General features: G+C 48.4%; 11 protein-coding genes. 4 read left to right on the top strand and 7 right to left on the bottom strand.

Annotation, left to right across the window (positions count from 1 at the left end; all coding sequences use genetic code 11):
* Positions 1 to 11: 11 nt before the first annotated feature.
* Positions 12 to 1,196, top strand: a complete 1,185-nt coding sequence (locus tag RT717_RS21585) for an alpha/beta fold hydrolase (RefSeq protein WP_317488429.1) — start codon at positions 12 to 14, stop codon at positions 1,194 to 1,196.
* 61 nt (positions 1,197 to 1,257) lie between these two features.
* Here the strand turns inward: RT717_RS21585 and RT717_RS21580 are convergent, their stop codons facing one another.
* The 7 genes from RT717_RS21580 to RT717_RS21550 all read right to left on the bottom strand — a co-directional run bounded on the left by RT717_RS21580 (position 1,258) and on the right by RT717_RS21550 (position 6,319).
* Positions 1,258 to 1,890: an alpha/beta hydrolase gene (locus RT717_RS21580; RefSeq protein ID WP_317488428.1), complete on the bottom strand. Its 633-nt coding sequence runs from the start codon at positions 1,888 to 1,890 to the stop codon at positions 1,258 to 1,260.
* Positions 1,891 to 1,975: 85 nt separating this feature from the next.
* Positions 1,976 to 2,572: a mobile mystery protein B gene (locus RT717_RS21575; RefSeq protein WP_317488427.1), complete on the bottom strand. Its 597-nt coding sequence runs from the start codon at positions 2,570 to 2,572 to the stop codon at positions 1,976 to 1,978.
* Positions 2,563 to 3,021 (bottom strand): mobile mystery protein A, encoded by a 459-nt coding sequence (locus RT717_RS21570; protein ID WP_317488426.1) that lies wholly within the window; start codon positions 3,019 to 3,021, stop codon positions 2,563 to 2,565. The genes RT717_RS21575 and RT717_RS21570 overlap by 10 nt, the downstream gene beginning before the upstream one ends.
* Positions 3,022 to 3,197: 176 nt before the next feature.
* A complete protein-coding gene (locus RT717_RS21565) occupies positions 3,198 to 3,947 on the bottom strand; it encodes a Type 1 glutamine amidotransferase-like domain-containing protein (protein ID WP_317488425.1) in 750 nt (249 codons plus the stop codon).
* An 87-nt stretch (positions 3,948 to 4,034) separates the two neighbouring features.
* Positions 4,035 to 4,370 (bottom strand): type II toxin-antitoxin system PemK/MazF family toxin, encoded by a 336-nt coding sequence (locus RT717_RS21560; RefSeq protein ID WP_317488424.1) that lies wholly within the window; start codon positions 4,368 to 4,370, stop codon positions 4,035 to 4,037.
* Complete coding sequence (locus tag RT717_RS21555; RefSeq protein WP_317488423.1) at positions 4,363 to 4,593, bottom strand: hypothetical protein; 231 nt, start codon at positions 4,591 to 4,593, stop codon at positions 4,363 to 4,365. Before RT717_RS21555 ends, RT717_RS21560 begins: the two co-directional genes overlap by 8 nt.
* A gap of 133 nt (positions 4,594 to 4,726) precedes the next feature.
* The gene (locus RT717_RS21550; RefSeq protein WP_394854104.1) at positions 4,727 to 6,319 is read right to left on the bottom strand and encodes an amidohydrolase; all 1,593 of its coding nucleotides are present in this window, start codon (positions 6,317 to 6,319) and stop codon (positions 4,727 to 4,729) included.
* Between the two features lie 209 nt (positions 6,320 to 6,528).
* On the opposite strand from RT717_RS21550, the gene RT717_RS21545 reads away from it, so the two are divergent.
* The 3 genes from RT717_RS21545 (at position 6,529) to RT717_RS21535 (ending at position 12,870) form a co-directional block, all read left to right on the top strand.
* Positions 6,529 to 7,443, top strand: a complete 915-nt coding sequence (locus RT717_RS21545; protein ID WP_317488422.1) for a glutamate--tRNA ligase family protein — start codon at positions 6,529 to 6,531, stop codon at positions 7,441 to 7,443.
* A 243-nt stretch (positions 7,444 to 7,686) separates the two neighbouring features.
* On the top strand, positions 7,687 to 10,071 hold the full coding sequence (locus RT717_RS21540; RefSeq protein WP_317488421.1) for an ABC transporter permease: 2,385 nt from the start codon (positions 7,687 to 7,689) through the stop codon (positions 10,069 to 10,071).
* A gap of 174 nt (positions 10,072 to 10,245) precedes the next feature.
* Positions 10,246 to 12,870, top strand: a complete 2,625-nt coding sequence (locus RT717_RS21535) for a DUF5916 domain-containing protein (RefSeq protein WP_317488420.1) — start codon at positions 10,246 to 10,248, stop codon at positions 12,868 to 12,870.
* The last annotated feature ends 14 nt before the right edge of the window (positions 12,871 to 12,884 follow it).

Here is a 12,884-nt window from a genome sequence, read left to right as displayed (position 1 = left end):
CCAAATGTGTTATGAACAGACTACTGACCTTAATTGCCCTAATCCTTTTCGTTTTCCAACCTGCACTGGCCCAAAATTACGACGAATCCAAAGCAGGCACCTACACCTACACCTTACCGCCGCTGCTGGTAGACAGCAATGGCAAAACGATCAAGAACAAGAGCCAGTGGGAAACCTCAAGACGGTCGGAAATACTACAGCTATTCGAAGACAATGTATACGGCACGATGCCGAAAACATTCGATAGTGTCTCGTTTAAGGTCCTCAATGACCAGCCCGGGGTGATGCAGGGAGCGGCTCACCTGAAGGAAACCGATGTGACTATTTACAACAACGGGCAGCAGGCCACCATCCATGTGGTGCTTTTCACGCCACAGCAGGCGAAAAAAGCTGTGCCCACTTTTCTGCTGATCAATAACCGAAGCCCGAAAAATACCCTGGCTTCACGAGATACCATCATGGGCTTCTGGCCTGCCGAGCAGGTAATTGCGGCGGGCTATGGCATTGCAGCCTTCCATGTCAGCGATGCAGCACCGGATGACAAAAACACTTATCAGAATGGTTTGCTGCGGCTTTTCCCGAATGAGTTAGCCAGAGACAATGGCATGAAAGCCATCGGGGCCTGGGCCTTTGCGGCCAGCCGGGTGTTGGATTATTTCGAAAAAGAGGAGACCGTCGACCACAAGAACGTTATTGTAGTCGGCCACTCCCGTGGGGGAAAAGCTTCTTTGTGGGCAGCAGCGCAAGACCAGCGCTTTGCCATGTGTGTCACCAACTGCTCGGGCAATACCGGAGCGGCTTTATCAAAACGGAATTTTGGGGAAACGGTGGAGGTTATCAATACCGCTTTTCCGCATTGGTTCAATACCAATTACAAAAAATACAACGGTAACGAAGCGGCACTCCCTGTCGATCAGCACATGCTGATTGCCCTGGCAGCGCCTCGTCCTGTCTATGCCACCAATGCTACGGAAGACCTCTGGGCCGACCCCACCGGCACCTACCTGGCCATGAAAAACGCCGAGCCGGTGTTCAACCTTTACAATCGGCAGTCGCACCTGCCCGCCACACCCCCAAAGCCTGATAGCCCGATCATTGCCTGGCCGTTGTCGTATCACAACCGCACCGGTATTCATGACCTTACTTTTTACGATTGGGCGCAGTTTATCATTTTTGCGGATAAGTACTTGAAGTGATGCAGGATGATATCGCCGTTCTGGTGGGGTGTCTTCACCCACCGGCGCATCGTCGGTGATATTACTGGTAATCTTCTCTGGCCCACTTCACAGCAGGCTCAAACCACTCATTCATCAGTGGAAAGAGGAAGCCGTGCTCTTTGCCGGTGTTGAGCTCGATGTTTTTGAAATGCGCTATATGGCAGGTGGACTTTTCTATTCTGCCAGCAAGAGACACAGAGCCATGGTCAGTTTTTTCGTTGATCGCCAGGATATTACCACACAGGTCAATGTCAGGAATTTGCTCCACCAGCCCTTTAAAGGAGCTGCCGATAAAAACAAAATTCAGCTGTTCGTTTCTGGCGTAGGTAGAAACATACTGTGCAATAAATCCGCCCTTAGACGTGCCAACTACCGTGATTTCAACTGACTCAACACCCATTTGCAGTAGACTATCGATCTGCCCCTTCACTCTGCGGGCGTAAGCTTTCTCGTCGGTATTGGGCTGGCGCTTTTCAGTGATCACCGTAAAACCTTCTTTCTTGAAGGCGCTTACGATCTCCTGGTACTCAGCCCTGCCGTATTTGGGATGACCTTCATTAAACTCATGATCTTCTAACCACTTGTTGTGCAGAAAAAACAGGTAGCGCTCGTCGTTGGCAGCGCACGAAAGCAGCGAAGAGCAAAAAATAACCCCGATAAGAGTGAACTTCATACTGACTGGTTTGATAAATGGCCGAATATAGCACTTCGGGCTTTAAAGATAATTATTCCAAAATCACCTTCCGCCGCTTTGGTTCTTATGACCGGACAAACCTTAAGAGTTCATCCAGCCGACCTTTGTCTGCTTCTTTTAATGCTAGCAAATATTCTTTTCTGCTGTCGCTTAGCTTGGCAAGATCGCCAGCTCCCCAGGTAAATACGGGTTGCTTAAATATTTTGTCAATAATTACGTCTGCCATTAATCGACTGTGTCGACCATTACCATTTGGAAAACAATGGATGCTGACAAGCCGATGTTTAAACCGTATGGCCGTCTCATCCGGCGAATAGGTTTCGTTTTTAATCCAAAATGCCGCGTCGTCACAAAGTGCCTTTAGAGCAGTGGCGATTTGCCATTTGTCTATCCCAATATTTTTATCTGTCCTTCTAAATTCACCTGCCCAGCTCCATACATTTTTATACATCCGCCGGTGCAGGCCTCGTATAAACGACTCAGTCAAAATTGTTTCAGGCTTGAAAGAACGGCCCAAAGTCCACTGAATGGCATCTTCAATGTTTTGCTGCTCGAATTCATCCAATTCAGTCCTTGTTGCTATCGTTTCTATCAAAAGTCCCTCCCTCTCCTCCTCATCCAGCGGGGTTTGACCGTTGATGTATTCAAAATCTAATCCCATAACACCTTTGGCATTTCACTTTTTAGCGCAGATGCCCTTTCCGATATGGCCATTCTTAACCTTGACTCTGAATTTTCCTGAGCTTCCAGCTTCATGGTATTGGAAGTTCGGCGCACAATTTTCGTGGCGAGTTCTCTGGCCTTTCTTTCAACAAGCGCATCCAGTGAGCCATCCTTTGGCACAAAACCATATACCAAATCCATATCCAGGGCATTGGCCGCTTCACGCAATGACTTGATGGTGATGCTCCCGTTTTTCTCCCTATTCTCTATTTCAAGGACGCTCTGTCTGGTTATGGAGAGCTTGGTAGCTACTTGCTGTAGCGAAATACCCAAGGCTAGTCGAACGGTTTTTATCCAACCCGTTGGGGGAATAGGCGTGCTTTTGATGCTCGAATATACCTTTAGTTTTCTTTCGAGTTGATCTAACTGTAGCCTTTTAGCTTTCATTATGTAAGGATATAGCCTGACTTTTATAATACAAAAGTAAGGTTATAATTTGACAAAATCAAGTGAATTGTCAGCTTATAACCTGACGAAAGGATTGCGCCTGGATATATATAAAAGTACTAAGCGTGGAAATAGCTTCACGAACCACGGGATTTTTTGGAGCGAGATAGGCCAGCTCACTCCAAAATCACCTTCTCCAGCTTCTCTTCTACTACTTTGCCATCCTTCATCGACACGAAGTAGCAATTGGCTTCGGGCTTGGTGGCCACCACCTTGAAGGGCTTGCCATTCTTGAAAATGATGCCTGAGTAGTTGTCCATGGCGTAGCCAGCTTTGAAAATGCCGTTTTCGATGTTTTTCATGTACAACGGCCTGCGAAATTCCTCAGCATCGTAGTGTGGGCTGTGGCTGTAGGGTAAAAATCCAAGGCCTTCCACTACGCTCAACTCGATGGGGCGGGAGTCGGTGGTGCCATTATCGAACCAGCAAAGTGAGCCAGCACTGCCGCCAGCCAGGATGATACCCTTTTCAAGCGCTTTTTTGAGTACTAGGTCAATACCCTGTGCCTTCCAGATGGCCATCATGTTGAGGGTATTACCGCCGCCGACATAAATAGCATCGACATTTAAGAGCACCTCTTCGAAAGTCTGCTTCTGGTTGTAAGAGCTGATCCACACCTTTTGCACCGACGGCTCCACTGACAGGTCATGCACCAGCTCGTAAAAGCGGATAATTCCTTGTTCGCTGTCGCCTGAGGCGGTTGGCAGGTAGCAGATCTTCGGGCGCTCCTTACCGGTGAGTTTGATTATTTCTTTGATGAATAACTTATTGGAACCACCGCCGAATGGGAAGATGTACTGGTCTTGGGCAAGAGAGATGCCTGTTGCAGATAGAATGGCGAGGCTGAGGAGGATTAATTTTTTCATAGGTTGGTTTTGGTTCAAAAGACAATGTAACCAGCCTGTGGAGCTTGAACAAGTTCTTTTCTGTGACCTGCCCAAGTGATTACTTTTCTAGTGAGCGTTACTCTCAGACAACTTACCGACTAGCTCTCTTGCCTTATCTTTGTCCGTCCTATGAATTTCTCCCATTTTCAATTCGACCATGTTCTTGGTCAGTGTAGCTATTTTATGGATTCGTACTATTGAGGGGAGTTTTAAACCTGCTTTTTCCCAGTTAGTCAGGACAATATCGAAAGCGATTTGGTATAGCCTGCTGGTGATTCTGCAAACGATAATATCGCCGTCTTCAAAATCGCTGATGACTAGCGGAGGCCTTCTTTTTGATGCAGAATTATCAGTGAAAGGAAATTTCAGGAGCACAACATCACCAAAACTGAGCCTACTCATCTATCTTGTAGGTGTCATAAATAGCATCAGACTCATCATAACCTTCAAGAAATTTTTCAACCACCAGCTGCCCTAGCGCACTTTCATCACGAATGGGCGACTCTTCCAGTAAAATAATTACTCTCGCAGCTCCATCTTCAGATTGAGCAATTTCATTCTGAAGCCTGGAGGGAATATCGATCTTATTCTTTTTAATCTTGGTTGTGAACTCAAATGCCTTCATAAACCATGGTTTTCTCAAATATACGAATAATGTCTTTTTAAGTGACTGTGGAGGTAAGTAGAACGGGGATTTACTCATGAAACAAAAAAGGGCCACTTCAAAACGGCCCTTTTTCGATCAGTTATTGACAATTTTATTGCTCACTCTTCACCGTCGGGTACTTAATGCCCAACTGCTCCAGGTAAGTGCCATACTTGCTTTCGTCATAGTAAAACGGCTTCAGCTGTGGACGGAATTCATCCTGAATTTCGGTATTCAAATGAGTTGCCGGCTTCTCATCGTCAGCAATCATCGGCTTATACTCAGTGTCCATCATCTGCACATTGCGGTAATAGTCCCAGGCCTGTGTTACCAGCTCTGGCTTCAGTAGAAAATCCACCAACGTCATGGCCTCAGCCTTGGCACCTGCCACCACGCCTTTGTGGGCAATAGGTGTGGCCATGGCTACAGCATTGGCCCAGTGGTGACCTGGCAGCCCTGGGATGTTGGAAGGAAACCGCATGGTAACTGTTGGCAGCTTCCAGCTGATGTCGCCAATATCATCAGAGCCACCGCTCACGAAATTGCGTGTCGGTGGTTTCAACGTGTCAAGTGCCGTCGGTAGCCCCTCTTGCTTGGGATTGCCGAGCTCCTTTTGCAGCGCCTTAGCCAAAGTCTGGTCGTCATCACTCCAGGTAGGCAGACCGACCTTTTTGATGTTTTCGTACATGGTTTCTGCGATCACTTTGTTGAAGTGGCGGGGCCAGGCGCTGCCCAGCACTCTGCGGGTGACTGTGGTGCCTGTCATCATGGCGGCACCATCGGCAATGCGATTGCCCTTTTCATACATCTCCATGATTTTTGGGTAGGTCACGTTGCGGTAGTAAAACCAGATGGAAGCCTTGGAAGGCACCACATTGGGCTGATCACCACCATCTTTGATCACGTGGTGTGAGCGCTGCAGCGGATCAAGGTGCTCCCGCTGGTACTGCCAGCCGATAGAAGTAAGCTCTACGGCATCCAAAGCACTTTTACCTCTCCAGGGGGCGCCAGCAGCATGAGCCGCCTCACCCTCAAAAGAGTACTCCACCGAAATCAGGCCGGTACCGGAGGCTTGCCCGTAGGAAACACCAAAGTTGTTGCCCACATGTGTAAAGATGGAAATGTCCACATCGTCGAAATAGCCGTCACGGGTGTAGAACGCTTTGGTGCCTACCAACTCTTCCGCTACGCCAGGCCAAACGATCAGCGTTCCTGACATTTTTTCCCGCTCCATGATCTCCTTCACTGCCAACACGGCGGCAATGTTGAGCGGTGTGCCGGAGTTGTGCCCCTCACCATGCCCGGGAGCACCTTCCACAATCGGGTCGTGGTAGGCTACGCCAGGCTTCTGCGATGCTTTTGGGATACAGTCAAGGTCGGAGCCGATAGCGATGACTGGCTTGCCGTTGCCCCATTTGGCAAACCACGCTGTAGGAATGCCTGAAATGCCTTGTTCGATGGTGAAGCCATTTTCTTCGAGAATACCCGTAAGGTATTTCGATGTTTCCACTTCCTGAAAGCCGAGCTCCGAAAAGCTAAATACCTTGTCGACCATTACCTGGGCCAGTTTGGCGTTAGCCTCAACCTTGGCGGCCGCTTCTTTTTTCAGCGCTTCAATTTGTTTGGCACTGTACTTTTTGGCCTGGCCCATCAACAGTGCGGGGGCACACGCCAGCATAAAACAAACAGTAAGAATCCTTTTCATAGTAAACGGTTTAGTGTGAGAAGTCCTACGAGGGAAGTCTACCCGTGGAGATCAGAGTCACCTTGAGGAGACTTCTCCCGCCTGGTGGCGGTTCGAAGTGACGTTCATTTATTAGATTTTGATTGTCAAATATTCATTGAAGTAATCTGGCTTTTTCGTTTTTACCAGCCGAACTTAGACGAACGGAAAAAACAACGTTTGTAAACGGTTTGCAAAAGTTACAGCTACCTGCGCCCATTACCCGATTTGCACCCACTCCCAGTGGTTTTTTACACATCGGCAATGTCTATTCCTTTCTAATCACGTGGTTATTGGCCCGAAAAAACAATGGGCAAATTTTACTCCGGATCGACGACCTGGATCAGGAAAGAGTGAGGCCGGAGTACGTTGAGAACATTTTTCGCACGCTGGAATGGCTCGGGCTGGATTGGGATTTGGGGCCTTCTTCTGTTGAGCAGTTTGAAAAAGAATTTTCCCAACTTCGCCGCATGGAGCTTTATGAGGCTGCTTTGCAAAAGTTGGAGAACGAAGGGGCGGTTTTCGGCTGCGATTGTTCCCGAAAGCTGGTGAAAAAGCTCATTGAAGCGCACAACTACGAGGGAATATGTCAGCACAAAGGCCTTGAGCTCCATGGCCCTGATATCAGCTGGCGTCTTAAGACCGAAGGAATGGCAGTGGTTCAAATGAAGAGATTCAAAAATGATACAACTGTAGAAAAGCTGTCATATGCTCAATCTCATTTTGTTGTCAGAAGAAGAGACGGCATTCCGGCCTATCACCTGGCCTCGGTGGTTGATGATGTGCACTTTGGGGTGAACGCTATTGTGAGGGGAGAGGACCTTTTTGAAAGCTCGGTGGCGCAACTGTATTTGGCTCAAAAGCTGGGGCTGGGCACTTTTTCTCATGCAGAATTTTTTCATCACCCGCTGATCCTGGACGGGGGAGTGAAGCTTTCCAAGTCGCAGCGGTCGTCAGCAGTGTTGGATGAGTTTTCGCAGGACAAGGCAAAACTGTTCCGAAAGCTCGGTGGTTGGCTGGGGCTGCAACCGGAAGCGTGCGGGAGTTTGGATGAGATGTTGAAGCAGTTTTCTTTTGAACGTGTTGCACGAACTAATTCACACTAAGTAGCAAAGCCGGCGGTTGTTCTCGTCGTCTTTGCGTAGTCAAAAAATCCCGACTTTTTTCACCCCAACCAACATCTGAATTCTCCGTAGCCATTCCGTGATTTACCGATCCGCAACTTTAAGCAACCCATGTGTTAAAAATCGTTAAATCCCTTACTGCAACAACCAATAACGTTATATTGAAGAACTGAACATTCTAAAATTCAGTAGATTACAAAAGGACAACTCAAAAAAGGACTAATTATGCTTATTGGAAACTACCTCAAACTTGCTTTCAGGCATCTCCTGAAAAGCAGGGAAACCTCCATCATTAACCTTGGAGGGCTCATCGTTGGCTTCACATGTGCCATGCTCATTTTTCTTTTTGCCAAAAACCAGCTCAGTTTCGACGACTGGAACACCCAAAAGGACAACATCTACCGGGTGCTCACCATCGATGAGGCGCTGGGAGTCAGCAGCAACCTGGTCGGGATTACCATGCCTGCTATTGGCCCCGCCATGAAGACAGAACTCAGTCAGGTGAAAGAAACCACCCGGATCAGCTACAGTGGCCGAAACCTGGTCGAGTACAACGATGTGCCGCTTTACACGGAGAACTGCGCCTATGTTGAAAACTCGATTTTCAATGTGTTTGACCTGGAGCTGCTGGCGGGCAATAAGGAAACAGTGTTGTTGAACCCGAACACAGCGGTTTTGACAGAAAGCTTCGCCAAAAAAGTGTTTGGGGTAGAAGACCCCATGGGAAAGACCTTTGAGATTGACAACTCAACCAATATGCAAGTGGTGGGGATCGTAAAAGACCTGCCAACAAACACACACCTGAGGTTCGATGTGCTGGCATCGCTGGTGCCTACCGAGGCGGACAGCTCTACCAGGCAGTTTCTGAGTACCTGGCGGTCGATTGCTATTACCACTTATGCGGTACTTGAGCCTGGTGCCAGCGAGGAAGCTACAGAAGCAGATATGGAAGCGCTGATTAGAAAGAATGATGTGGGTGAGAACTTTTCGGTCACCTTGCAACCCCTCAGCGACGTGCATCTGAGCTCAACAGGAATACTGTTTGACAATTTCAACTTTGAAAAAACCGATCTCAACTATGTGTACACGCTGCTGATGGTGGGCTTGTTTGTCATTCTGATCGCCACTTTCAACTTTATGAACCTCAGTACAGCCCGCTCGGCCAATCGAGCCAAAGAGGTGGGCATGCGCAAAGTATTGGGCGCCTACAAACCGCAATTAGTGGTTCAGTTTTTAAGTGAAGCCATCCTGCTATGCACCATCGCCATGCTCGTGTCTCTGCTGGCAGTTGGTCTCTTGTCGAGCTACCTTGATTTTGGTATCCCGGATAACCTGTTGGTTTACCTACTTTCTGATGCTTCCACCGTGGTGGGCATTTTAGGCATTACATTGGGCATCGGGGTGCTGGCCGGCTTTTATCCAGCCTTTTTCTTGTCTGGCTTCCAGGCTCTCAAGGTGCTTCGTGGCAACTTTAAAACAGGGAAAAGTGGTGTTTGGCTTCGAAGGTTGCTGGTGATCATTCAGTTTACTGCCTCTGTCACCATGATCATTGGAACAGTGGTGGTTGGCAGGCAGCTCAACTATATCAAAAGCATCGACAAGGGCTTTTCGGAAGAGCAGGTTATTACGTTAAGCCTGAGCGACCAGACTGTTCAGCAGAAGGCTGAGGCCATGAAAAATGAGCTGCTACAGCAGAGAGGCGTTTTGTCAGCCGCCTACTCTTCGAGCATGCCGGGCCGGGGTTTCGGGCGCCGGGGCATCAGGCCGGAGGGAAGCGACCCTGATGACGTGTGGATCGTGAGCGTGATGTCAGTCAATGAGGACTACTTTCCGCTCATGGGCATGGAAATAGTAAAAGGGAGAAATTACTCAAAGGACTTTCCTGCCGACGAGCAGCAAAGCCTGATTATCAACGAAGCAGCGGCGGCAGCTTTGGGCTGGGACGAGCCAGTTGGAAAAAAGATTGGGTATGGGCCAGCTGAAAGAACTGTCGTGGGTGTGGTGAAGAACTTTCACTTCGCCAGTATGCGTCACAAAATTGAGCCCATCATCATTGCCTTCAACCCCAATCCGACCTCAACGCTGTCAGTGAAAATAGATGCTTCTCAAACTAAAGAAGTGCTCGCTTCAATGGAAAGCATGTGGAAAACGATGTTGCCAGCCCACCCTTATGAATATACGTTCTTTGACGAAGAATTCGGTCGCCAGTACGAAAGCGACGAAGAGTTTGCTGGCCTGATCCAAAACTTTACATGGCTGTCCATCTTTATCGCTTGTCTTGGTTTGTTCGGTCTTTCCACTTTTACGGCAGAGCAAAAAGTAAAAGAGATTGGCATACGCAAAGTGCTGGGAGCCTCTGTGCAGGGCATAGTGTTTTTGCTTTCACAGGAGTTTTTGAAGCTGGTGGTTGTAGCCTGCCTCATTGCCGTGCCAATAGCCTGGTACTCCATGGACGGCTGGCTGGAAGGTTTCGCTTACCGCATTGAGTTGAAATGGTGGTTCTTCGTTGCTGCCGCCAGCGCTGCAGTACTCATTTCAGTGCTGACAGTGAGCTATCAATCGATCAAGGCGGCGATAAGAAACCCGGCTGGGTCGCTACGAACGGAGTAACGGAATCCTTGTCGCTTTATAAAAAGTGTATCACGCAAAGAAACGGGACTTTGAACTTTGCCGACTGATTCATCAGCCCGTCCTTTGCTTGAGTATTTCTGAAATAATTTGCGTCGGAATTGTAACGTTTGGTGTCTTTGGGAGTGATATACAGTAGAAATCCTATCACTCTCAATGAAGCATACCATTTTATTTTTATTGGTGGCCGGTCATTTTTTTGCTCAGGCTCAGTCAAACTCTACTAAATCATACACCACGGCTCACATTATTGGAGCCGCTCCCGAAATCGACGGCTACATCAACGACCCTGTGTGGGAAGAGGTAGACTGGGCCGGGGGCGATTTTCGGCAGGTAAACCCCGACAAAGGCAAGCCAGCCACAGTGCAGACTAAGTTTAAGATACTTTACGACGCTAAAAACCTCTACGTGGCTTTCAGGTGCTACGACCCTGAGCCCGACAAAATAGTAAGGCGGATGTCACGGAGAGACGGATTCGATGGCGACTGGGTAGAAATTAATATTGACAGCTACTACGACAAAAGAACTGCGTTTTCTTTCACTTCCTCCGTCTCCGGTGTAAAGGGAGATGAGTACATTTCGAACAACGGCGACAATTGGGACGACAGTTGGGATCCTATTTGGTATCTCAAAACAAGCATTGATGAAGAAGGGTGGGTCGCCGAAATAAGAATTCCGCTAAGCCAGCTCCGATTTGCTGAAAAACCAGAGTTAACCTGGGGCATACAAGTGCAGCGCCTTTACTTCCGCAACCAGGAGCGCTCGCAGTGGCAGTATATCCCTCCTGATGCTGCTGGTTATGTCCACCTGATGGGTGAAATGACTGGAATTAAGGGAATAAAGCCACAGAAGCAGCTGGAGATTCAGCCGTATGTAGTTACAAAGATGGAGCGCTTTGAAAAGGAAGAGGGCAACCCTTACTTAACTGGCCGTTCTGCCGGAGCAGACGTGGGCCTTGACGCAAAAATCGGAATCACCAGCGACGTCACACTTGACCTTACCGTTAACCCCGATTTTGGACAGGTGGAGGCGGATCCTTCGCAGGTCAATCTGAGCGCCTTCGAGCTTTTTTTTCAGGAACGAAGACCCTTCTTTACCGAAGGAAACAATACCCTCAATTTTCCTGTTTCGCAAAACGATAACAACATCCTGTTCTACTCACGCCGGATTGGCAGGCAGCCGCAAGGAGGGGTAGATACGGATGCTTCTGGCCCCGATGCTGTCGACGAATACGTAAAGCCCAACAACCGGACAACCATTCTTGGCGCTGCCAAGCTGACTGGCAAGAATAAAAAAGGATTCTCCTGGGGAATCCTTGAAAGTGCGACCTCGAAAGAGTATGCGGAAATTGATAGCCTCGGCCATATCAGAAAAGAGGCAATTGAGCCGTTCACTAATTACTTTGTAGCCCGGGGGCAGCAGGATATTAACAAGGGAAATTCGATACTTGGCGGCATTGTAACTGGCGTAAACCGCAATATTAAAGACCAGCAGCTGGATTGGCTGCATGATGCGGCGTACTCTGCAGGTGTCGACTTTCTGCACAACTGGAGTGAAAGAAAATACTACGTCAGCAGCAAAATAATGATGAGCCATGTAAAGGGAAGTGCTGAGGCCATTTCCAATACGCAGCTGTCGTCTGAGCGTTATTTTCAGCGGCCCGATAACGATCACACCGAGTACGACCCAACACGCACGTCGCTAACAGGCACAGGCGGTGAGGTGATTGTGGGGAAGAAAAGTGGTAACCTTATCAGCGACCTCGGCATTGTTTGGCAGTCGCCGGGGTTCGAATTGAATGATATTGGTTACCTGGCGCAAACAGACAATATTTCGCAGTGGTTCTGGATGCAATACCGGATACTGCAGGCCAAAGGCATAACCCGGTGGCAGCGCTATAATATCAACCAGTGGAAAGAGTACGATTTTGGCTGGCGTAGCCTCAACGAAGGATACAATGTGAATGCGCACGCCGAGTTCAAAAACTTTTGGCAGTCGGGCGGTGGCATTACCTACCGAGTCCGAAGCGCTTCCAACGCTGATTTGAGGGGCGGCCCAACCATTGCTTATCCCGGCATGTTCAATTTCTGGGCTTACACAGGCACCGATCCAAGGAAAAAATTTCATGTCAACGTAAATCCTGAGTTTGGGGTCGGTAGGGAGAATTATCGCAGATATGCTGGCTTATATTTTAATTTTACACTGAGGCCAACCAACGCTTTGAACATTTCTGTTTCTCCAACCTTTGAAACCAGCAAGAATCAATTACAATATGTTTCGTCGCCCACCACAGATGATGGTAGCAGGTACATAATGGGGACAATAGACCAGACCACGGCCAGGGTTGTGTTCAGGGCTACGTACATGATCACTCCGAATCTTTCGGTTCAATACTACGGGCAGCCTTTCGGCACTTCAGGAAAATATAGCGAGTTTAAATCCATCACCGACGCCAGCGCCTCGGAGTACAGTCAGCGTTACATTCCGCTTCCTGCCAGTGTCATGTCAACCGGCAACGACCAATATTTTGTTGATGAAAACAACGATGGCACGTCCGATTACTCCTTCGGAAAACCGGATTTCAATTTTGGACAGTTCCGCTCCAATATGGTCGTTCGATGGGAGTATATACCTGGCTCCACACTGTTCCTGGTCTGGACAAGGGAAAGAAATGGTGCCTTCTACGACTCCCATCCTGATCATGACAAATACTCTTTTGACTTTGATGAACGGGGGCACAATATTTTCCTTTTCAAGTTCACCTACAGGTTTGTTTTGTAGTGGCAAACAAAAGG

Source organism: Imperialibacter roseus, from assembly GCF_032999765.1.
GTDB lineage: Bacteria > Bacteroidota > Bacteroidia > Cytophagales > Cyclobacteriaceae > Imperialibacter > Imperialibacter roseus.
The sequence above is the reverse complement of the archived record's forward strand: the minus strand, read 5'-3'. Positions and strand labels throughout refer to the sequence as shown.